The organism is Ruegeria sp. ANG-R, assembly GCF_000813985.1.
Classification (GTDB): Bacteria; Pseudomonadota; Alphaproteobacteria; order Rhodobacterales; family Rhodobacteraceae; genus Ruegeria.
The window spans coordinates 15506-37089 of sequence record NZ_JWLJ01000005.1 but is presented as its reverse complement, the minus strand read 5'-3'; the positions used below and the strand labels follow the sequence as shown (position 1 = coordinate 37089).

The window sequence follows — 21584 nt, the reverse complement described above, 5'->3', positions numbered from 1 at the left end:
TCAGCCCCCCTGCATTGGGGCGACGACCTCGACCCGGTCACCATCTGCCAATCGGTGAGAGATGCGCAAACTTGAGGCCACGAAAACTTCGTTCACGGCGGTGGCCACACGGCCCGAGAACCCGCACTCCTCAAGCAATTCTGACAGGGTTTGGGCGCACACTTCACGCGGCGCGCCGTTAAGCACGATCTTCATCGACCATCTCCGAATGTTTGTTTTCCAACGCCAAATCAGCCACGCCCTGTGCCAGTGCGGGCGCCAGCAGGTAGCCATGCCGGTAAAGACCATTGGCATAGATGGTCCGGCCCAATCGTCGGATGCGGGGCAGGTTGTCCGGGAAGGCCGGGCGCAGATCGACACCGATCTCCAGAACCTCGGCCTCACCGAAGGCAGGGTTAAGGGCATAGGCCGCGCTGAGCAATTCCAGCATCGAGCGGGCGGTGATGCGGCTGCTGTCCTCGGATTCGATCATCGTCGCGCCCAGCATGTAGATACCGTCACCACGCGGCACGATATAAAGCGGCATCCGCGGGTGCAGCAGACGCACCGGGCGCGTCAGCGAAACATCGCGGCAGCGGATAACCAGCATCTCGCCCTTTACGCCGCGCAAATCAGAGAGCAGATCGCGCGCGTGCAAACCGCGACAGTCGATCGCGTTCTCAAGACGGCTGGGCGCGAGTTTGCGGTGAAACTCGACCCCCTTGTTACGCAGCTGGCGGCACAGGTCCTGAAGGGCCCGGCGCGGATCAAGATGCGCCTCGGACCGGAAGTAGAGACCCGTGCCGAACGCGGATAAATCAGGCTCTAATAAAGCAATCTCATCGCGACTGACTTCGGAAAAGCCTTCGGTCCGCCGGGCAAACCGGCGCAAATCCGGCACATCCCGGGCGTTCGCAACAACCAATGTACCGCCGCGGTGCACCTGCGTTCGAGCGGCCCACCAATCAATGGCTGTCTGACCCATGCGAAGCACCGGTTCTTCGGCGTTTTCATACTCACACCACGGCGCAAGCATCCCTCCGGCCCACCATGAACAACCATGGGGGCCCGGCAGACCACCGGGGTCGAACACCTGCACCTTTTCGCCACGCGCTGTCAATTCGCTGGCCACTGCCAGACCAGCCACGCCAGCCCCTATGACCGACCAGATTGTCATGCTGGCCAAATCCGATGAAAGTGATGCACGGGCCCATGACCCTGACCGATACCAAGGTCGTCCGCCTGTGCGATAGCCCCTTGCAGATAGTCATGCGCCTGCGCAACGGCTTCCGTCAGCGGCAGGCCCTTGGCCAGGCCTGCGGCAATCGAAGACGACAAGGTGCAGCCAGTGCCATGGGTGTTCTTCGTATTCCGTCGCGGTGCCTTTATCTCGGCAATCACGCCCGAAGCATCAATCAGAAGGTCGTGGCAGATATCCCCGGAACCGTGCCCTCCCTTCATCAGCACCGATTCTGCGCCGATCCCGCAAAGATCGATACCCTGCGAGATCATATCATCCACCGTCGCCGCACTCTGCCCATCCAACAGACGCGCGGCTTCCGGCAGGTTCGGGGTCAAAACCGTCGCGCGTGTCAGCAACACATCGCGCAGCGTCCGAACCGCTTCGTCAGCAAGTAGCGGATCGCCCGATTTGGCCACCATTACCGGATCTAGAACAATCGGACCGCTGAAATCTGCGATGGCGTCCGCCACCGTATGAATGATCTCAGGGGTCGCCATCATGCCGATTTTGATGGCGTCTACATCCAGATCCCCCAGAACTGCATTGATTTGCGCCGCAACCACATCCAGCGGAATGCCATGCACCGCCGTCACGGCGTGAGTGTTCTGGGCCGTCACCGCAGTAATGACACTTGCGCCGTAAACACCCAGAGCCGACATAGCTTTGAGGTCAGCCTGGATACCAGCGCCGCCGCCGCTGTCCGATCCGGCAATTGTCAAAGCGATATATGCCATCTGCGTGCTCCATTTGTTTAGGCAACGGAGCACGGAAAAACGCCAGGCGTGTTTTAAGACCGTTCCCTCCGCCGGTATTGCCCGGATCAGGTTCGATGGGTTAGCGCATCCACGCCTCTCAGCCCTTCAATCAGGGCACCCCAACGGTTGTGGCGACATTCTCAGACGCCGGATTGGAAATCAAGGAGGAAACAGGGGCAACTAAGGCCAGTCTAAATGATAGAATAAGGCCAAGCGCGCCGCGAGATCGGGGGTATTTGCGAGGCTCTGCCTCGCGCTCCGGGATATTTATAGCCAGATGAAGAGCGGGTCCCTGCTTCATCTGGCCAAAATACTCCGGGGGAGTCGCGGCTTGCCGCGGCGGAGGCAGAGCCCCCTTGCCCGGAGGAGAGGCTGATTAACCTTTCATGCCGTCCCAAAAAGACTTTACAGACGAGAAAAAGCTTTTCGATTCCGGATGGTTGTCTTCGCCCAGATCATCAAACTCGCGCAGCAGTTCTTTCTGGCGGCTGGTCAGGTTGACCGGAGTCTCGACGGCCAGTTCGATGAACATATCGCCGACACCTCCACCGCGCAGAGCCGGCATTCCCTTGCTGCGCAAGCGCATTTGGCGACCGGATTGGCTGCCGGCGGGAATCTGGACGCGGCCGCGACCGCCATCGATAGTGGGCACCTCTATCGACCCGCCAAGCGCAGCCTTGGCCATGCTGACCGGCACACGACAATAGAGATTCACGCTGTCGCGCTCGAACAATTTGTGTTCGGACACTTCGACGAAAATATAGAGATCGCCCGGAGGGCCACCGCGCATACCGGCCTCACCTTCGCCCGCCAACCGGATACGGGTGCCGGTTTCGACGCCTGCCGGAATATTCACGGACAGGGCACGATCCTTTTCGACCCGCCCGGCGCCATTACAGGATTTGCAGGGGTTCTTGATGATCTGGCCCAGACCAGAGCACGTCGGGCAGGTACGTTCGACCGTGAAGAAGCCTTGCTGCGCGCGAACCTTGCCCATGCCGGAACAGGTCGGGCAGCTGGTTGGTTCTACGCCACCTTCGGCGCCCGTCCCATCGCAAGAAGAACACGCGACCGCAGTAGGAACATTGATGGTTTTCTGCAGGCCAGCATAAGCCTCTTCCAGCGTGACCCGCAGGTTATAGCGCAGGTCTGAACCACGTGCGGCGCGGCGTCCGCCGCCTGCCCCACGCTGGCCGCCCATGAAATCACCGAACAGGTCATCGAACACGTCCGAAAACGCGCTGGAGAAATCGCCCTGCCCGCCAAAACCACCACCGGGACGCCCGCCGCCGCCCATTCCATTCTCAAACGCGGCATGGCCAAAGCGGTCATAAGCGGCTTTTTTGTCGGCATCGCGCAGAACGTCATAGGCCTCGTTGGCCTCCTTGAACTGCGCTTCGGCGTCAGGATTGTCCTTGTTGCGATCGGGATGCAGCTGCTTGGCTTTCGAGCGAAAGCCTTTCTTGATTTCATCCGCTGAAGCGCCCTTGGACACGCCGAGCACTTCGTAATAGTCGCGTTTGGACATCAGTATTTCCTTCTGCCTCAACGTAATCGGGCCGGCCCGGCAACCGGACCGGCCCAAATTGGCCCGGTTACCCGTTAGTTACGCTTGTCGTCGTCCAGATCTTCGAACTCGGCGTCGACAATGTCATCGTCACCCGGCGCGGCATCTGCGGCGGCAGGCTCATCTTCACCCTCTTCCGCTTGTGCCTTATAGATCGCCTCACCCAGTTTCATGGCCGCTTCGGTCACGTTCTGGATGCCCGACTTGATCTTGTCGGCATTGTCCGTTTCCAGCTCATCCTTGAGCGCGGCAACAGCCAGTTCGATCGCTTCGACGGTCGACGGGTCGACCTTGTCGCCATGTTCCTCGATCGATTTCTCGGTCGCGTGAACAAGGCTTTCGGCCTGGTTCTTGGCTTCCACCAGCTCTTTGCGGGCCTTGTCTGCCTCGGCGTTTTCCTCGGCATCCTTGACCATCTTGTCGATATCTTCGTCCGATAGACCGCCCGATGCCTGAATCGTGATCTTCTGCTCTTTGCCGGTGCCTTTGTCTTTGGCCGAAACCGAGACAATGCCGTTGGCGTCGATGTCAAAAGTCACCTCGATCTGAGGCATTCCGCGCGGCGCAGGCGGGATTTCTTCGAGGTTGAACTGACCCAGGATCTTGTTGTCCGCAGCCATTTCGCGCTCACCCTGGAAACAGCGGATGGTCACGGCGTTCTGGTTGTCCTCGGCGGTCGAGAAGACCTGAGACTTTTTGGTCGGGATCGTGGTGTTGCGGTCGATCAGGCGGGTGAACACGCCACCCAGCGTCTCGATCCCCAGCGACAGAGGCGTTACGTCCAGCAGGACTACGTCTTTGACATCACCCTGCAGAACACCGGCCTGAATGGCGGCACCCATGGCAACAACTTCGTCCGGGTTCACACCCTTGTGCGGCTCTTTACCGAAGAACTTGGTGACCTCTTCGATCACTTTCGGCATCCGGGTCATACCACCGACCAGAACAACCTCGTCGACGTCGCCCGCCGACAGGCCCGCGTCTTTCAGAGCAGCCTGACAGGGCTTCATCGACTTCTTGATCAGGTCACCGACCAGCGATTCCAGCTTGGCACGGGTCAGTTTCATGACCATGTGCAACGGCTGACCGTTCGAACCCATCGAGATGAACGGCTGGTTAATCTCGGTCTGCGAAGTCGAAGACAGTTCGATCTTGGCTTTCTCAGCGGCTTCTTTCAGACGCTGCAGGGCCATCTTGTCGGCAGACAGATCGACGCCGTGCTCCTTTTTGAACTCATCCGCCAGGTAGTTGACGATGCGCATGTCAAAGTCTTCACCACCCAGGAAGGTGTCGCCGTTGGTCGACTTAACCTCGAACAGGCCGTCGTCGATTTCCAGAATGGTCACGTCGAAAGTACCGCCACCAAGGTCATAGACCGCGATGGTTTGGGTTTCTTCTTTGTCCAGACCATAGGCCAGCGCGGCGGCGGTCGGTTCGTTGATGATCCGCAGCACTTCCAGACCAGCGATTTTACCGGCGTCTTTGGTGGCCTGACGCTGGGCGTCGTTGAAGTATGCCGGAACGGTGATGACTGCTTGCGTGACGTCCTCACCCAGATAGCTCTCGGCAGTTTCCTTCATCTTGCCCAGAGTGAAGGCCGAGATCTGGCTTGGGGAGTACTTTTCACCGCGGGCTTCAACCCACGCGTCGCCATTGCCGCCATCGACGATGGCATACGGCACCATTTTCTTATCTTTTTCGACTTCGGCATCATCCACGCGACGACCGATCAAGCGCTTGACGCCAAAAATCGTGTTGTCGGGGTTGGTGACCGCCTGACGTTTTGCAGGCTGACCGACCAGTCGCTCATCTTCGGTGAAGGCGACGATCGAGGGCGTGGTCCGCGCCCCTTCGGCGTTTTCGATGACCTTCGGCTGCGAGCCGTCCATGATGGCCACACACGAGTTGGTGGTACCGAGGTCAATCCCGATTACTTTTCCCATAATTTTGATCCCTTTCAATTTAAGGCGATGTCCCGAGGCCTGAACCCGTTACGGCATCCCGGCCCCGATCTGATGTGCGCGACAGCACTACACCATCGCGCGTCGAGGCGTATATAAGGGCGCAAACTGGGGCCTGCAAGCGGTCAGAAACGCAGGTTTTCGGGAATTTGTGGCCTTTTTTGGCAAGGTTCTGGCAAGGTTTGGGGATTCTGTTATGGCGCGGCTGCTTTTGCGCGGATTCGATATCCGCAAAGGCTATTTGAATACGGCGGCGCAGACCGGTCTGATTGATCTGCTGCGGCCGATTCTGAAAGCCGCGCCGCTGTATCGACCCGTGACTCCATCCGGCAAGGAAATGTCGGTGCGCATGACTTCGGCCGGGACGCTGGGCTGGGTCACGGACCGGGCGGGGTATCGGTATCAGGACACTCACCCAAAAGGTATGGCCTGGCCCGCGATTCCGGATGAGATTTTGACGATCTGGCAAGACCTGACCGACGCGGAACATCAGCCCGATTGCTGCCTGATCAACTACTACGGCGAGGGCACAAAGATGGGTCTGCATCAGGACAAGGACGAGGCTGATTTCTCGTGGCCCGTCCTTTCAATCTCGCTGGGCGATGATGCGCTGTTCCGCATCGGCAACACCACGCGGGGGGGCAAGACCGAGTCGATCTGGCTGAATTCGGGTGATGTCGTAGTTATGGGCGGTCCGGCACGGCTGGCCTATCATGGGGTGGATCGTATCCGGTTCGGCTCGTCCCGGCTGTTGCCAAAAGGCGGACGCATCAACCTGACCCTGCGGGTGGCAACGTAAAGCGCAATCCGAAAACCGGTTCCGAACCAAATTTCGCGCCCGGCATGGATCAGCGGCGGGCATCCCAGCTTTTTGAGACCTGCTTGCGGGTATAGAACTCACCCAGCAAGCCGATCATGGTCAGAACAATCCCCACCCAAAGCGCGTATTCCCAGCTGGTGTTGCGCGGAAAATAATTGCGGAACACGAAGCCGCGGCACTGGTCGATGATGTGAAACAGAGGATTCCAGGCAAACATAGTCAGCATGAAACCACCCAGAGCGTTGGCGACAAACATCTTTCCCGAAAACACCATGTTCATGCGGCGATACACATTGGTCAGAATCGCAACCGTGCTGGGAAACCAGGGTTTGAGCGCCAACAACACCAGACCCACCGAACACCCCGTGAACCAGGCCAGCACAAGCATCGCGAAGGCTCCGCCGGGGTCCTGAATCTCAAGCGGTGAGACGGCAACGCTGTAGACAAAAAGGATCACAAGGATCGAGATGAGTTGTGTATAAAACGTACCAAAGGCCGCAGCGGCAAGCATCACCATCATGGTCATCGGCGAATGCAGGGTCATCGGGTTGTTGCCATCGCCGACACCCGCGATGGACGTGGCCGATTTGATATTTGTCATGAACAGAAAAACACCTGAGAGCAGGAACAGAATGAACTCTCCCCGTATCTTGGCAATCCGGGTACCCATGAAAGAGAGGATGAGGTAGAACGCCCCGGCGACAACAACAAGCTGAACAATATTGATCAGAATCGCCATGACCGCATTAGAATGCTGTGATCGGATATTGCGCACAACCGCATGGAATATCAGCTCTGCGGTGGTAAAGGCCCCGCCCAGCAATGTCTGATTTCGCTTGTAGTGAAACACTCGACCACTCTTTCCTGCTCTTGTCGCCCTCAATCTGGCACGAAATTCTTGCTGTTCCGTATCCACCGCATCATAAGTCCGTGAACGACCCTGATCAACAAATCACAGGAACGGAGCTTTTTTGTGACCTATGACGCCCTCATCCCCGTCATCCGACGGCTGGCCCTTCAGGCAGGCGACAAGATCATGCAGATCTATGAGGCCGATGACTTCGACGTCAAAGTCAAATCCGATTCCAGCCCGGTGACCGAAGCGGACGAGGCTGCAGACGCGCTGATCTCAGCCGGATTGCGCGAAGCCTTTCCCGATATCCTGCTGGTGACCGAGGAACAGGCGGCCTCGCATTCGGAAAAAGGCGAGACATTCCTGATCGTTGATCCTTTGGACGGTACAAAAGAATTCATCAACCGTCGCGGCGACTTTACGGTGAACATCGCGCTGGTCGAGAACGGCGTACCAACCCGAGGCGTGGTGTACGCACCTGCGCGGGGCAGGGTGTTCTATACGCAGGCCGACGGGCAAGCGGTTGAGGAAACCGGTGCTCTGAACAAGGATCAGCCGGGTCATGTAACTCCGATATCAGTCTCTAATCCCGACAATTCGGCGCTGATGATCGTTGCTTCCAAGTCGCATCGTGATCAGGCAACCGAGGATTACATCAGCAAATATCAGGTGCGCGACAGCAAAAGTGCCGGATCGTCGCTGAAGTTCTGTCTGGTGGCAACGGGTGAGGCCGACCTCTATCCCCGCGTGGGCCGCACCATGGAATGGGACACCGCCGCGGGTCATGCGATTCTGGCAGGCGCAGGCGGCCATGTGGTGCGCTTCGATGACCATTCGCCGCTGGTTTATGGCAAGGATGGCTATGCCAACCCGTTTTTCATCGCCTATGCTCCGGGCGTAGACCTGAAGGAAGCCTGATGTCCGTTCTGATCGCTATCCCCGCCCGTTACGCCTCGACCCGTTATCCCGGCAAACCTCTGGTCCCGTTGACAGGCGCCAATGGCACCAGCATGACCCTGATCGAGCGTTCGTGGCGCGCCGCGATTTCCGTTGCGGGTGTCGACCGGGTGGTCGTGGCCACCGATGATGACCGCATTCGTGAAGTATCTGAGGGGTTCGGGGCCGAGGTTGTGATGACCTCGGAAACCTGCCGGAATGGTACCGAACGCTGCGCCGAGGCCCATGCGGTGCTGGACAGCGGCTATGACATCGTCGTTAATCTGCAGGGTGATGCGCCGTTGACGCCGCATTGGTTTATCGAAGACCTGATCAGCGGATTACGTGCGGCGCCCGACGCAGGCGTGGCCACCCCGGTGCTGCGCTGTGATGGCGACGCGCTGAACGGGTTGCTGAACGATCGTAAACATGGTCGAGTTGGGGGGACGACAGCCGTGTTCGGCAACGATCACAGCGCGCTCTACTTCTCGAAAGAAGTGATCCCGTTTACCGCCGAGACCTATGCCAGCACCGATCCGACCCCGGTCTTTCACCATGTCGGCGTCTACGCCTATCGCCCCGATGCGCTTGACGCCTATCCGTCCTGGCCAAGTGGCCCGCTGGAAACGCTGGAAGGGCTCGAGCAGCTGCGCTTTATGGAAAATGGACGCAAGGTTCTGTGCGTCGAAGTCGAAGCCAAGGGTCGGCAGTTCTGGGAGCTGAACAACCCGCAAGACGTCGCCAAGATCGAAGAGATGATGACCGCCATGGGGCTTGAATGACCCATATTCTGGTTACAGGTGGCGCCGGATATATCGGTTCACATGCCTGCAAGGCGCTGGCACAGGCGGGTTATACGCCGGTAACTTACGATAATCTGGTCACGGGCTGGCAAGATGCCGTGAAATTCGGCCCGTTTGAGCAGGGCGACCTGCTCAACAAGGGTCGGTTGGACGAGGTTTTTGCCAAGTACCAACCCGCCGCCGTGATGCATTTCGCCGCCCTCAGCCAGGTGGGCGAGGCGATGGCGGAGCCCGGCAGATACTGGTCGAACAATGTGACCGGATCATTGACGCTGATTCAGGCTGCAGTGGACGCCGGATGCCTTGATTTCGTCTTCTCCTCGACCTGCGCCACATATGGTGAACACGACAATGTCGTGTTGGACGAAAGCACGGCGCAGCATCCTCTGAATGCCTATGGCGCCTCAAAACGCGCGATCGAGGATATCCTGCGCGACTTCGAGGCCGCTCATGGGCTGAACCATGTCATCTTCCGCTATTTCAACGTGGCCGGTGCCGATCCTGAGGCGCAGGTGGGCGAGTTCCATCAACCAGAAACCCATCTGGTGCCGTTGATGCTGGACGCGATTGACGGCAAGCGCGACGGGTTGACGGTGTTCGGCACCGATTACGACACGCCCGACGGCACCTGCATCCGCGACTACGTCCATGTCTGCGATCTGGTTGATGCGCATATTCTGGGTCTGAACTGGCTGGAGCAGGGCAAAGGCTCCCGTGTGTTCAATCTGGGCACCGGATCGGGGTTTTCTGTGATGGAGGTGATCGAGCATTCGAAAGCCGTTACCAACCGAGCGGTTCCTTACAACATCGGCCCCCGCCGGGCCGGGGATTGCACCCGGCTAGTTTCAGGTTCCGTCCGCGCCGAAGAAGAACTCGGTTGGACGCCGAAAAGATCAACGTTAGAGACAATGATCACCGATGCCTGGCGCTGGCACCAGAATGGCAGCTACAAAAAGTGAACCGGGGTGAACCGCCGCTGAACTGGATGCAGCGTTACAAGTTGCGTCTGAAACGCAAGCGGCTTTTGTGGCGTTCCTTCCGCAGCCGTCGTCAGTTGACCGGGCTCTCCGACCAGACACAACGGATTGCGCCGGGGGCAATCCTCGCCTTCACCACTCTGCGAAACGAAATCACCCGTTTGCCGTGGTTCTTTCACCATTATCGCAGGCTGGGTGTCGATCACTTTCTGATGGTGGATAACGGCAGCGATGACGGGTCGGTCGCCTATTTGCAGGATCAACCCGATGTGTCGCTGTGGCGGACCACAGAAAGCTATCGCGCATCGCGTTTTGGGCTGGATTGGCTGACATGGTTGCAGTGGAAATACGGTCACGGGCATTGGACGCTGATGGTCGATACCGACGAACTGCTGATCTATGCCCACCATGACAGGCGCTCGCTACACGATTTGACCGCGTGGCTGGACGTGCATGGGCAGGCGGCGTTTGGCGCGCTGATGCTGGATCTCTATCCCAAAGGGCCGTTGGGCGCGCAGAGCTATGATCCGCAATCCGATCCAACCGAAGTTCTGCGCTGGTTTGATCCCAGCCCTTACCGCGCTCTACGCCAGACCCCGATGGGCAACCTGTGGGTACAGGGCGGGGTGCGCGAGCGGATGTTCTTTTCGGACCGGCCCGAAAGATCCCCGACGCTCAACAAAATCCCTCTGGTACGCTGGGCACGGCATTATGCTTATGTGAACTCCTGCCACTCCGCCCTGCCTCGATCGCTGAACTTCGCGTATGACGGGCCCGGAGGTCAGGCCCCGTCAGGCGTATTGCTTCACACGAAATTCCTGCCGGAGGTTGTCGAAAAATCGCAGATCGAAAAGCAAAGGCGTCAGCATTTTCACGATCCCGATCAGTTCGGCGCGTATTATGACGGAATCATCGGCGGACCCGATCTTTGGACACCCAGGTCTGCTGAACTGCGCGATTGGCGGCAATTGCAGGATCTGGGCTTGATGAACGCGGGCGGATTTCAGGCCACAGCGGGGAAGTAAACCGGATTTAAACCCGTTGCTTCGCAAGCTGTGTAAATGTCATAAAACGGTAATAGTCCGGCTCCACTCAGGCCTCAGGCGGCCCCGGGCAGACGCGCGTATCAAAAAAGGTTGGGCAGCTGCGTGAGCCTTTTGGATTCCTATCGCATGAGATTGCGGCGCAAGCGCCGTCTTTTGCGATGTTTGCGCAGACGGCGCGATCTGAAAGCGGTGGACGACAATACCGCCAACATCAAACCAAACGATATCCTGTTGATGAGCGTGGTGCGGAACGAGAAAATCCGCCTGCCCTATTTCTTAGAGTACTACCGTAAGCTCGGCATCAACCACTTCCTGTTCGTGGATAACGACAGTGATGACGGCACACGCGAATACCTGAGCAGCCAGCCCGACGTTTCGCTGTGGTGGACCGATGCAAGTTATAAACGGTCGACCTTTGGTCTGGATTGGTCGAATTACCTTCTGCGCCGCCACGCTCATAAACACTGGGTTCTGACCGTCGACCCCGATGAGTTCTTTATCTACCCTTTCTGCGACACCCGTCCAATCAGCGCCCTGACCGACTGGCTGGACGACACCGGCGTGCGCAGTTTTGGAACCATGCTGATCGACATGTATCCCGAAGGCGTGATCGAAGATGCGCCCTACCATGAAGGTCAGAACCCCTTTGAGATCGCGCCCTGGTTCGATGCCGGAAATTACATGATCACGCGCAATCCGACCTATGGAAACCTTTGGATTCAGGGCGGCGCGCGGGCGCGGGCATTCTTTCAGGACAAGCCCTCGAAAGCCCCTGCACTGAACAAGATACCTCTGGTGAAATGGCACCGCCGTTACGCCTATGTCAGTTCGACTCACGCGCTGCTCCCGCGCGGGCTCAATCAGGTCTACGAGGAACAGGGCGGCGAGAAAACCAGCGGAGCGCTGCTGCACGCAAAACTGATTGACACGCTGGGGGATAAGGCGCGGGAAGAACTGCGGCGACAGCAGCACTATGGTGCATCGGGCGAATATAAGGCTTACGCCAGCCAATTGGACGACAAACCGGTTTTCTGGAACAAGTGGTCCGAGAAATACATCAACTGGCGACAGCTTGAAATCCTCGGCCTGATGTCAAAAGGGAACTGGGCATGAACAGTCTGGGCGTCGTGATGCTGGTGCACACCGCGCTGGACCGGGTTGAGCAGGTGGCGCGACACTGGACCGCCTCGGGTTGCCCGGTGGTGATTCATGTGGATCGCAAGGTGGGCGATCCGGACTATTCCGATTTCGTCGCCGCCTGTGCCGATGATCCGCTGATCCTGTTTTCTGAACGGCACGTCTGTGAATGGGGCGGGTGGGGTATCGTCGCCGCATCGCAATCCGCCGCCGCCCTTATGCTTGAGCGGTTTGAGGACGTCCGGCATGTCTACCTCTCTTCGGGCGCGTGCTTACCGTTGCGCCCGATTGCAGATCTGATCGACTATCTGGCCGATCGGCCCCGGGTCGATTTCATCGAAAGCGCAACCACGCGGGATGTAAGCTGGACCATCGGCGGTCTGGATCTGGAGCGTTTTACCCTGCGATTCCCGTTCTCCTGGCGCAAACAGCGAAAACTGTTTGATTTTCATGTGCGTCTGCAGCGTACTCTGGGGCTGCGTCGGACGATCCCGGATGGTCTTGTGCCCCATATGGGCAGCCAATGGTGGTGCCTGACGCGACAAACCCTGTCCGCAATCCTTCAGGACCCCAAGCGCAAAGAGTATGATCGCTATTTCCGCCATGTCTGGATTCCGGATGAGAGTTATTTCCAGACGTTGGCGCGGCTTTATTCCACCCATATCGAAAGCCGGTCACTGACCCTGTCAAAGTTCGACTATCAGGGCCGTCCGCATATGTTCTACGACGATCACCTGCAACTGCTGCGCCGGTCCGACTGTTTTGTGGCACGCAAGGTCTGGCACCGGGCGGAGCGTTTATATCAGGCTTTTCTGACCGATCAGGACAGCGCGTTAACCCCGGCCGAACCCAACCCCGGCAAGATCGACCGCGTGTTCTCCAAAGCTGTCGAGCGGCGCGTTTACGGGCGGGACGGGCTGTATATGCAAAGCCGTTTCCCCCGCGCGGCCAACGAACGCAGCCTGACCGCATTCCCCTATTCCGTGTTTCAGGGGTTTACCGAACTGTTCGAGGATTTCGAACCCTGGCTTGCAAACGCCACCGGGGCGCGGGTGCATGGGCATCTGTTCCATCCGGAGCGGGCGCAATTCGCCGGGAATGAAACAATGATAAATGGCGCACTCAGCGATTGCGCCGCTCTGCGTGACTATAACCCGTCGGCCTTTCTGTCGAATGTCATCTGGAACACGCGGGGAGAGCGTCAGTGTTTTCAGTTCGGACCATCCGACACCCAGAAAATCAATGAATTCCTGGCGCGGGATCAGAATGCGCAGATCGCGATCATCAGCGGGGCCTGGGCGGTTCCGCTGTTCCGCTCGAACCTGAACTTTGCCGATATCCGGTGCGAAGCAGCCCGTTTGCAGCAAATCGAGAGCAAACAGCTCAGGCTTCTGGATGCCGCGCGCGCAAAAGCTCGAATCCATATCTGGACGATGGCGGATTTTGTGGAATCGCCTATCGAACCGCTGCAAACCATCCTCGAGGACATGGGTGCCCCCCAGCCTACCCACCTGACCGAACCACCCACGATGATTGATCTGTCCGGGTTCGGAAAATTCTTGCAGAACCTCAAAAATCAGGGGATGCATCCTTATCTGATGGGGGATTTTCCGGTGAATGACGTGTTCGGCGCGCAGGCGAAATCGTTCAAGAAGCCTTATCTGGTGCAGTAACGCAATATGACCCGCCGCTTCGATTACTTCATCGTTCTGGCCGACATGCGCACGGGATCAAACCTGCTTGAATCGCAACTGAACACGCTGGACGGCGTCACCTGCCATGGTGAGGCGTATAACCCCTATTTCGTCGGGCTGCCAAAACTGGATGAGGTTCTGGGCTTTACTCTGGAAGATCGCGAACGTGACCCGCTGGCGCTGATGGACGCGATCCGAAACGCACCGGGTGAGATGAACGGCTTTCGCTTCTTCAGCGACCATGACGCACGCGCGCTCGCCCCTGCGCTTGACGATCCGCGCTGCGCCAAGATCATCCTGATGCGCAACCCGCTCGACAGCTACATCTCGTGGAAGATTGCATTGGAAACAAAGCAGTGGAGGTTGGTGAACATCAAGCAACGGCGCGAGGCTGAGATCACGTTCAACGCCGAAGAATTCGCCGATCAGCTTGATCAACGACAAGCGTTCCAGCAGACCATTCTAAAGCACCTTCAAAAAACCGGGCAAACGCCATTCTATCTGGACTATGACGATCTGAATGATCTTGAGGTACTGAATGGTCTTGCCGCCTGGTTGGGCATCACCTCGCGACTTGAGGCGTTAAACCAACACCTCAAGCGTCAGAATCCCGCCCCGGCCCTGTCGAAAGTGACCAACCCGGGCGAAATGGAACAGGCGCTGTCACATTACGACAGGTTCAGGCTGCACCACATTCCGAATCTCGAGCCCCGGCGGGGACCGGCGGTATCCCGCTATGTCGGCGCGGCAAAGACGCCGCTGATGTACCTTCCCGTACGCGGCGGCCCCGAAACTGAGGTGGCGCAGTGGCTTGCCGATCTGGACCGGGTCACGAAAGAGGACCTGATCGCGGACCGCAACCAGAAACAAACTCGGCAATGGATGCAATCCCATCCCGGACACCGCAAGTTCACGGTATTGCGCCACCCGCTGGCGCGTGCACATGCGGTGTTCTGCGATCGTATCCTGCACACCGGCCCCGGCGCCTATGTGAGCATCCGCAACATGCTGAGCAGGCGGTACAAAGTGCCACTTCCAACCAAAGGTGATTTGGCCAGCTATACCCTTGATCAGCATTATGAGGCGTTTTCGGCATTTCTGGGGATGCTGCGCAGTATTCTGGCAGGCCAGACGCCGATCCGCGTCGATGGAGAATGGTGCGGCCAAGCGCAAACACTGGAAGGGATGGCCAGTTTCACCATGCCCGACCTGATCCTGCGCGAGGATGAGATGGCATCGGCCCTGCCCGAACTTGCCCGTAAGGTAGGCCACAAGACACCGCCAAAGCCGGTCAAAGCACGGCCAGATGCGCCATTTTCGCTCGACCAGATTTACGACGCACAGCTGGAAGCGCTGGCAACCGAAGCTTACCTGCGCGATTATACGGTGTTCGGGTTTGGTGATTGGAAACCGCTCTGACCTGCGCTCAGGGGCGTAGTGTAATCACGGTTCCTTCGTTCACCATCGCATAGATCTCTTCGATCTCATCATTCTTGACCGCTATGCACCCCGCCGTCCAATCCGGCGTCTTTTTCGCGCGCTTGAACTCGGATCGAAGGTTGGGCTGACCATGAATGAAGATATCGCCCCCCGGATCAACGCCAGCCGCCTTGGCTTTCGCCCGATCTTCCGAGTTGGGATACGAGATGCCCAGCGACAGGTGATACCGGCTGCGGGGATTGCGGCGGTCGATCAGATAGGTACCTTCGGGCGTGCGACCATCGCCTTTTTTGGTCTTCGTGCCATTGGGTGCAAAGCCAAGATCAACATCATATTCACGCAGAATTTGTTCGTTATGAAGAAGATACATCTTACGTGCGCCCTTGTTGATGACCAATGACGTCACCTCGGGTCCGCGGTAAGAAAGAAATCTGGGTTTGGCTGAGGCACATGCCGAAAGGCTCAGTGTAGCCGCCGCCCCCAATCCAAATGCTCGACGATCCATGTTTTTACTGCCTGCTGCTCTTATTATTGGCGGTTATTATGCCAGAATTGCGCAAAACTTAAATCACTTTTTGATGTTCGCCTGTTCGATCAGGCGTTGTTCGATGGCTTCCAGACGCTCCAGCACCTCGTCCCGATAGGCGTCGGTTTTTACCTCATCCTCGGCATGATGCGCGTCCTGCATCGAGTTCACGATCAGACCGACCAGCAGGTTCACCACCGCAAACGTGGTGACCATGATAAAGGGTACAAAGAACAGCCAAGCGTAGGGATAAACTTCCATCACCGGGCGGACGATACCCATCGACCAGCTTTCCAGCGTCATGATCTGGAACAGCGTATAGGCCGAGAGCCCCAGATCGCCAAACCAGTCAGGGAAGGTACCCGAGAACAGCTTGGTCGAGATCACCGCGCCGATATAGAACAGGATCGCCATCAACAGGAACACACTGGCCATACCGGGCAGAGCCGAGATGAAGCCCTCGACCACGCGACGCAAACGCGGGGCAACCGAAATGACCCGCAATACCCGCAGGATACGCAGAGCCCGCAACACCGACAGACCCGCACCGCCGGGCACCAGTGCGATACCCACAATGATGAAATCGAAGACGTTCCACCCGCTCGTAAAGAACCTGCGCCCGGTTGCGATCAGTTTCATCGTGATCTCGGCCACAAAGATCGCAAGGCAGAGGCCGTCGAGCGTTACGATCAGCGGACCCATCGCCTCCATCAGAGTGGGCGAGGTTTCCATCCCCAGCAGAATCGCATTGAAAATGATCACAGCCGTGATGAACCGCCCGAAAGCCGGGGCTTCGATGATGGTCAGCAGGCGTTGGGTGGTCCCCATGCGGATGGTCCTCGTGTCAGGGTTTTGGGTTCAGTATGAAACGGGCGGCCAGTTCGGTGTGTGACGACCATCGAAATTGGTCAACCACCTGCACCCATTCAAGGGTATAACCGGCGTCGACCAGCATTTTTGCGTCCCGGGCGAACGTGACCGGATTGCATGAGACATAGGCGACGATCGGGCATTTGGCCTGCGCCAGTTCGGCCGCTTGCGCCTCGGCCCCGGCGCGGGGCGGATCGAGGACCACGGTGTCGAACTTGCTCAGTTCATCGGGCATCAACGGACGGCGGAACAGGTCCCGCGCCTCGGTCGTGACCTGTTTCAGACCTTGCGCCTTGCGCCAGCCCAGATCGAGCGCCCTGGTCATTGCGGCCTCGCCTTCAACCGCGTGTACTTCGGCGGTCTGCGCCAGCGGCAACGAGAACGTTCCGCATCCTGCGAACAGGTCGACGACCCGCTTTGCACCATGCGTTGCTTCGGAAACAGCCTTTAACAGAGCCTGTTCTCCGTCTTTCGTCGCCTGCAGAAACGCTCCGGGTGGCGGGACAACGCCGGCTGTTCCAAAGTGTTGAACCGGCGGCTCGCGCATGGCGATCACTTCGTCATCCCAACTGAGCCTCGCAAGCCCGTGATGTTCGGTCGCTTGCGCCAGCGCCAGTTCCAATGGGCCATCCAGCGGCTTGCCCCCTTTGACCGCTACATCCAGACCACCTTCAGACAGGGTCAGCGTCACGGCCAGCACACCTTTGCGGCTGCCACCCAGCAGGGCCAAAGCCTCGGCTACTGGAATAGCGTTAATCAGGGCCGGATGCAGCAGATGACAATCAGGGATCTCGGTAATCGTATCCGAAGCACGGCCATGGAACCCAGCCAACGTGCTTTTCTTGGTGCGGCGCACAGCGATGGTAGCACGGCGGCGGGATCGCTCAGGAGAGGTGTGAATTGGCCGCATCGGGGCATCGAGCCCCTGCGCGGCCAGCGCGTTGCGCACCACCGCGACTTTCCAATCGGCCACAAACTCATCGGCGGCGTGCTGCAATTGGCAACCACCGCAGGCTTTGTAATGACGACATGGGGCTTTGACCCGCTGATCCGAAGGCGTCTCGACGCGGATATCGCTCAGGAATTGCCCCAGCAGGATGCCGCTGACCACCTCACCCGGCAGGGTGCGTGGCGCATAGATCGGCCCATCGGCGATGCCGTCGCCCTGATGGCCCAGGCGAATTATGGTGTAGTGCTGCGTCATAGGGGCCTGATAGCGAGGGTTCGAGCACAACAAAACCCCCTATTCGGCTGCCTCCGCCTGAATGAACCCACCGGACTGGCGATGCCAGAACCGGGCATAGAGCCCACCCTTCTCCAACAGCGCCTCATGCGTACCGCTTTCGACGATGTGCCCGTGATCCAGCACGATGATCCGGTCCATCTCGCTCAGCGTGGACAGGCGGTGGGCAATTGCCAGCACGGTTTTGCCTTGCATGACCCGGTGCAATGCCGTCTGGATCGACGCCTCGACCTCGGAATCCAGCGCCGATGTCGCCTCGTCCAGAACCAGAATCGGCGCGTCTTTCAGAATGGCGCGGGCGAGGGCAATCCGCTGCCGTTGCCCGCCACTGAGCTTCACACCCCGTTCACCCAGATGCGCGTCATAGCCTTTGCGGCCATGTGCGTCCTCGAGGCCAAGGATGAATTCATGCGCTTCGGCCTTGGTGGCGGCGTCGACCATCTCGGGCTCGGTGGCATCCGGTCGACCGTAGAGAATATTTTCACGCGCCGAGCGATTGAACATCGCGGTTTCCTGCGTAACCATCCCGATCTGGCGGCGCAGACTGTCCTGGGTCACCCCGCTGACATCCTGCCTATCGATCCGGATAGCACCACTTTCCCCTTCATAGAGCCTGAGCAGGAGCGAAACCAAGGTAGATTTCCCGGCACCCGACGCGCCCACAATGCCCAGCTTTTCACCCGGGGCAGCGGTGAAATGCAGATCAGATACACCGCCGACATCACGCCCATAAGCAAAGCTGACGTGATCGAAAGCGATCTCGCCTTCTGTCACCGCAAGCACGGACGCGTTCGGGGCATCCTCGACCCGGTCCCGCCTGGCCAGCGTGTTCATTCCGTTCTCAATCTCGCCGACATTGGCGTAAAGACCCATCAACGTGAAACTGACCCACCCGGTCATCTGCGCAATTCGGATTGATACGGCACCGGCGGCAACGATGTCTCCGGCAGTGGCGCTGCCTGCTTGCCAAAGCCAGATCGTCGCTCCGATCAACAGAACCGGCAATATTCCGGCCAGCGTCATCAGGACGAACCGGAAGCTGGCGGACAGCTTGCCGAACTCCAGCGACCTTTCGCGCAGGTCCACCATCGAAAGACGGGCCGCCTGATCTTCGAACTCGGAGTGGGCGAACAGCTTGACGGTTTTGATATTGGTGATCGTATCGACCACCTGACCAGACACCATCGCCCGCGCCCCGGCCCGCGCGGCCGAGCGTTTACGGATACGGGGCAGATACCAGCGCACCAGCAGAAAATAGACCGCCAGCCAAATCACAAACGGGATCATCACCATAGGATGAATAGACCCTAACAAAAGCAAAGAACCAGCAAGCGAGGCCAGAGCAAAAACAATGGCGCTGATCGTTTCGGACACGACCTGCGCCATGGCGTTCGACGTCTGCATCTGTTTCTGTGCGATCCGACCCGCGAAATCATCGTCGAAATAAGTCACCGATTGGCCCAGCGTCCAGCGGTTGAGCTTGGCCAGCACCAAGGGGGTGATATTCGGCATGACGATGTAGTTATTCGCCACCGACGACAGGCCAAACAAAGCCGGGCGCAACAGCATGAAGAACGCAACCGCGCCCGCAATCATCCACATGTTGCTACCGGTTAGAAATGTATCTGGCTCGCTGGCGGAAACCACGTCGATCACGCGACCCAGAATCCAAGCCGTACCAGCCTCCATGGCGCCCGCAAAGGCCGAGAACGCGGCGGCGACGAACAGCATGGGCCAGGCACCGGACAAGCTCCAGCGAATGAACGCCCCCAACGTTTGCGGCGGGGGCGTTTCAATATTCTTGAACGGATTGATGAGGTCGGCGACCCTCATTCTGCAGCCTCCGGGTTCAGGAAGCCCCCGGATTGCCGCGCCCAGAACTGGGCGTAAAGCCCGCCCTGCGCCAACAGGTCGGAATGTCCGCCCTGTTCGACGATCCGACCGCCATCCATCACCAGAATGCGGTCCATCTGCGCAATCGTGCTGAGCCGGTGCGCAATGGCGATCACGGTCTTGCCTTGCATCATGCCGTAAAGCGTCTCCTGAATTGAAGCTTCGACCTCGGAATCTAGGGCGGATGTCGCCTCGTCCAACAGCAAAATCGGAGCATCCTTCAGGATCACCCGCGCAAGGGTGATCCGTTGCCGTTGACCCCCCGACAATTTCACCCCGCGTTCACCCACATGCGCATCGTAACCGGTACGCCCTTTGGGGTCTTGCAGATCAAGGATGAACTCATGCGCCTCAGCCTGTTTCGCCGCGTCGATCATCTGGCCTTCGGTCGCACCGGGACGGCCATAGAGGATATTGGCCCGAACCGAACGGTGCAGCAAGGCACTGTCCTGCTGGACCATCCCGATATGGCTGCGCAAACTGTCCTGCGTGACACCCGAGATATCCTGACCGTCGATCAGAATCGCGCCCTGTTCGACGTCATAAAATCGCAGAAGCAGCTTTACCAGAGTCGACTTCCCAGCGCCCGAACGTCCGATCAGACCGATCTTTTCACCCGGTTTGATGGTCAGGTTGATATGATCCAGGCCACCTGTTTCACGGCCATAATGATGCGACAGATCGCAGATGTCGATCTGACCCTTTTCCAGCCGCAGGGGTTCGGCCTCGGTGCGATCCAGCAGTTCGATGGGTTGCGCAATCGTCTCCATCCCCTCGGCCACGATCCCGAGTTGACGGAAGAAGCTGGTCAAGGCCCACATGATCCAACCCGTCATCGAGTTGAGCCGCAGCGTCAAAGCCGTAGCAGCCGCGACGACGCCGACCGAAGCGCTGCCTTGTACCCACAGACCAAGTGCCAGACCGACAACACCCACGATCAACATTCCATTCAGCGTAACCAATACGGCATCCATGACGGTGAAGATCCGCATCTCGATCTGAAAGGTGCGCCGGGTGTCTTCGATGGCTTCCCGGGCATAATCCAGCTCCTGCGAGTCATGCGCGAACATCTTGACCGAGTGAATGTTGGTATAGCTGTCCACCACCCGCCCGGTTACGGCCGAACGCGCATCGGAGGCCGCCTTGGAGGCCGGTCCAACCCGCAGAACGGCCCAGCGCACCAGCAGCGCATAAAGCGCGAACCAAATGACCAGCGGCAACAGCAGCCGGGGATCGGCGGCCATCAACAGAATCCCTGCGCCCACCAGATAAGCCAGCGAAAACGAAATGGCGTCAAAGACCTGAAAAACAGCCTCTCCTGCCGCCGGAGGGGTCTGCATGATCCGGTTCGCGATACGCCCCGCAAAATCGTTCTCGAACCAGCCAACCGACTGACGCAAAACATGTTTATGCGCACGCCACCGGAAGATGGTGCCGATATTGGGCAGAATCGCGTTGTTGAGCAGCAGCACATCCACCACATGGAGCAAGGGCCGCAGCAACAGAACAAACGCCGCCATCAACATCAGTTCGGTGCCGTGTGCCTGCCAGACCTCGGACGGGGTGCCAGACAACAAGTCGACGACACGGCCCATGTAATAGATCAGCCCAACTTCGACCGCGGCCACAACGACCGAGATCAGACCCGTCCACAGAAACACGCGGTAGAAAGGCCGGGTATAGTCCAGCATGAAGGGCCACAGCCGCGTTGGCGGCGCGTCGACTTCTTCATAGGCGACAAAAGGGTCAACAAGATTTTCGAAGTAGCGAAACATGGAGAGTGCTCCGATTGAGCAGTAAATAGGTCATGCGAAGAAAGATGGCGCCAGAACACCACCCCT

19 protein-coding genes and 1 riboswitch are annotated in these 21584 nt (G+C 58.5%); of the genes, 8 read left to right on the top strand and 11 right to left on the bottom strand.

Going from position 1 to position 21584, the window contains the following annotated elements:
• From thiS to dnaK, 5 genes are all read right to left on the bottom strand, one after another.
• A complete protein-coding gene (gene thiS, locus RA27_RS14030; RefSeq protein WP_039540181.1) occupies positions 1-195 on the bottom strand; it encodes a sulfur carrier protein ThiS in 195 nt (64 codons plus the stop codon).
• A complete protein-coding gene (locus RA27_RS14025; protein ID WP_039540178.1) occupies positions 179-1156 on the bottom strand; it encodes an FAD-dependent oxidoreductase in 978 nt (325 codons plus the stop codon). The genes thiS and RA27_RS14025 overlap by 17 nt, the downstream gene beginning before the upstream one ends.
• Positions 1153-1956, bottom strand: a complete 804-nt coding sequence (thiD, locus tag RA27_RS14020; protein WP_039540175.1) for a bifunctional hydroxymethylpyrimidine kinase/phosphomethylpyrimidine kinase — start codon at positions 1954-1956, stop codon at positions 1153-1155. The genes RA27_RS14025 and thiD overlap by 4 nt, the downstream gene beginning before the upstream one ends.
• Before the next feature lie 46 nt (positions 1957-2002).
• A riboswitch (TPP riboswitch) is annotated at positions 2003-2109 on the bottom strand.
• Positions 2110-2353: 244 nt separating this feature from the next.
• Positions 2354-3505, bottom strand: a complete 1152-nt coding sequence (gene dnaJ / locus RA27_RS14015) for a molecular chaperone DnaJ (protein ID WP_039540173.1) — start codon at positions 3503-3505, stop codon at positions 2354-2356.
• Between the two features lie 74 nt (positions 3506-3579).
• Entirely contained in the window at positions 3580-5487 is a 1908-nt protein-coding gene (dnaK, locus tag RA27_RS14010; RefSeq protein ID WP_039540172.1) for a molecular chaperone DnaK, read from the bottom strand.
• 214 nt (positions 5488-5701) lie between these two features.
• Here dnaK and RA27_RS14005 point away from each other — a divergent pair, with 214 nt between their 5' ends.
• On the top strand, positions 5702-6304 hold the full coding sequence (locus tag RA27_RS14005; protein ID WP_039540362.1) for an alpha-ketoglutarate-dependent dioxygenase AlkB: 603 nt from the start codon (positions 5702-5704) through the stop codon (positions 6302-6304).
• A 49-nt stretch (positions 6305-6353) separates the two neighbouring features.
• On the opposite strand, the gene RA27_RS14000 is transcribed toward RA27_RS14005, so the two are convergent.
• Positions 6354-7175, bottom strand: coding sequence for an ABC transporter permease (locus tag RA27_RS14000; RefSeq protein WP_039540169.1), 822 nt, complete (start codon positions 7173-7175; stop codon positions 6354-6356).
• 123 nt (positions 7176-7298) lie between these two features.
• Between RA27_RS14000 and cysQ the strand changes: the two genes are divergently transcribed.
• From cysQ to RA27_RS13965, 7 genes are all read left to right on the top strand, one after another.
• Positions 7299-8096 (top strand): 3'(2'),5'-bisphosphate nucleotidase CysQ, encoded by a 798-nt coding sequence (cysQ, locus tag RA27_RS13995; RefSeq protein ID WP_039540166.1) that lies wholly within the window; start codon positions 7299-7301, stop codon positions 8094-8096.
• Positions 8096-8896 carry a manno-octulosonate cytidylyltransferase gene (locus RA27_RS13990; protein WP_039540163.1) on the top strand — a complete coding sequence of 267 codons (801 nt, stop codon included), beginning with the start codon at positions 8096-8098 and terminating at the stop codon, positions 8894-8896. The genes cysQ and RA27_RS13990 overlap by 1 nt, the downstream gene beginning before the upstream one ends.
• Positions 8893-9876 (top strand): UDP-glucose 4-epimerase GalE, encoded by a 984-nt coding sequence (gene galE, locus RA27_RS13985; RefSeq protein ID WP_039540160.1) that lies wholly within the window; start codon positions 8893-8895, stop codon positions 9874-9876. Before RA27_RS13990 ends, galE begins: the two co-directional genes overlap by 4 nt.
• Before the next feature lie 26 nt (positions 9877-9902).
• On the top strand, positions 9903-10919 hold the full coding sequence (locus tag RA27_RS13980; protein WP_052265298.1) for a glycosyltransferase family 2 protein: 1017 nt from the start codon (positions 9903-9905) through the stop codon (positions 10917-10919).
• Positions 10920-11066: 147 nt separating this feature from the next.
• A complete protein-coding gene (locus RA27_RS13975; RefSeq protein WP_039540359.1) occupies positions 11067-12053 on the top strand; it encodes a glycosyltransferase family 2 protein in 987 nt (328 codons plus the stop codon).
• On the top strand, positions 12050-13750 hold the full coding sequence (locus RA27_RS13970) for a beta-1,6-N-acetylglucosaminyltransferase (protein ID WP_039540155.1): 1701 nt from the start codon (positions 12050-12052) through the stop codon (positions 13748-13750). Before RA27_RS13975 ends, RA27_RS13970 begins: the two co-directional genes overlap by 4 nt.
• A gap of 6 nt (positions 13751-13756) precedes the next feature.
• A complete protein-coding gene (locus RA27_RS13965) occupies positions 13757-15190 on the top strand; it encodes a nodulation protein NodH (RefSeq protein ID WP_039540152.1) in 1434 nt (477 codons plus the stop codon).
• A gap of 7 nt (positions 15191-15197) precedes the next feature.
• Here the strand turns inward: RA27_RS13965 and RA27_RS13960 are convergent, their stop codons facing one another.
• The 5 genes from RA27_RS13960 to RA27_RS13940 all read right to left on the bottom strand — a co-directional run bounded on the left by RA27_RS13960 (position 15198) and on the right by RA27_RS13940 (position 21518).
• Entirely contained in the window at positions 15198-15716 is a 519-nt protein-coding gene (locus tag RA27_RS13960; protein WP_039540147.1) for a L,D-transpeptidase family protein, read from the bottom strand.
• A gap of 63 nt (positions 15717-15779) precedes the next feature.
• Positions 15780-16565: an ion transporter gene (locus RA27_RS13955; RefSeq protein WP_039540143.1), complete on the bottom strand. Its 786-nt coding sequence runs from the start codon at positions 16563-16565 to the stop codon at positions 15780-15782.
• Positions 16566-16581: 16 nt separating this feature from the next.
• Complete coding sequence (locus RA27_RS13950; RefSeq protein ID WP_039540140.1) at positions 16582-17811, bottom strand: methyltransferase; 1230 nt, start codon at positions 17809-17811, stop codon at positions 16582-16584.
• 39 nt (positions 17812-17850) lie between these two features.
• Complete coding sequence (locus RA27_RS13945; protein ID WP_039540137.1) at positions 17851-19683, bottom strand: ABC transporter ATP-binding protein; 1833 nt, start codon at positions 19681-19683, stop codon at positions 17851-17853.
• Positions 19680-21518 carry an ABC transporter ATP-binding protein gene (locus tag RA27_RS13940; RefSeq protein ID WP_039540134.1) on the bottom strand — a complete coding sequence of 613 codons (1839 nt, stop codon included), beginning with the start codon at positions 21516-21518 and terminating at the stop codon, positions 19680-19682. The genes RA27_RS13945 and RA27_RS13940 overlap by 4 nt, the downstream gene beginning before the upstream one ends.
• Positions 21519-21584: the final 66 nt, after the last annotated feature.

Coding starts and splice junctions, on each gene's coding strand:
- thiS (WP_039540181.1), bottom strand. CDS start 195: ATGAAGATCGTGCTTAACGGCGCGCCGCGTGAAGTGTGCGCCCAAACC.
- RA27_RS13960 (WP_039540147.1), bottom strand. CDS start 15,716: ATGGATCGTCGAGCATTTGGATTGGGGGCGGCGGCTACACTGAGCCTT.
- RA27_RS13970 (WP_039540155.1), top strand. CDS start 12,050: ATGAACAGTCTGGGCGTCGTGATGCTGGTGCACACCGCGCTGGACCGG.
- RA27_RS13980 (WP_052265298.1), top strand. CDS start 9,903: ATGCAGCGTTACAAGTTGCGTCTGAAACGCAAGCGGCTTTTGTGGCGT.
- RA27_RS13975 (WP_039540359.1), top strand. CDS start 11,067: ATGAGATTGCGGCGCAAGCGCCGTCTTTTGCGATGTTTGCGCAGACGG.
- RA27_RS14005 (WP_039540362.1), top strand. CDS start 5,702: ATGGCGCGGCTGCTTTTGCGCGGATTCGATATCCGCAAAGGCTATTTG.
- RA27_RS13990 (WP_039540163.1), top strand. CDS start 8,096: ATGTCCGTTCTGATCGCTATCCCCGCCCGTTACGCCTCGACCCGTTAT.
- galE (WP_039540160.1), top strand. CDS start 8,893: ATGACCCATATTCTGGTTACAGGTGGCGCCGGATATATCGGTTCACAT.
- RA27_RS13965 (WP_039540152.1), top strand. CDS start 13,757: ATGACCCGCCGCTTCGATTACTTCATCGTTCTGGCCGACATGCGCACG.
- RA27_RS13945 (WP_039540137.1), bottom strand. CDS start 19,683: ATGAGGGTCGCCGACCTCATCAATCCGTTCAAGAATATTGAAACGCCC.
- RA27_RS13950 (WP_039540140.1), bottom strand. CDS start 17,811: ATGACGCAGCACTACACCATAATTCGCCTGGGCCATCAGGGCGACGGC.
- dnaJ (WP_039540173.1), bottom strand. CDS start 3,505: ATGTCCAAACGCGACTATTACGAAGTGCTCGGCGTGTCCAAGGGCGCT.
- RA27_RS14025 (WP_039540178.1), bottom strand. CDS start 1,156: ATGACAATCTGGTCGGTCATAGGGGCTGGCGTGGCTGGTCTGGCAGTG.
- RA27_RS13955 (WP_039540143.1), bottom strand. CDS start 16,565: ATGGGGACCACCCAACGCCTGCTGACCATCATCGAAGCCCCGGCTTTC.
- RA27_RS13940 (WP_039540134.1), bottom strand. CDS start 21,518: ATGTTTCGCTACTTCGAAAATCTTGTTGACCCTTTTGTCGCCTATGAA.
- thiD (WP_039540175.1), bottom strand. CDS start 1,956: ATGGCATATATCGCTTTGACAATTGCCGGATCGGACAGCGGCGGCGGC.
- dnaK (WP_039540172.1), bottom strand. CDS start 5,487: ATGGGAAAAGTAATCGGGATTGACCTCGGTACCACCAACTCGTGTGTG.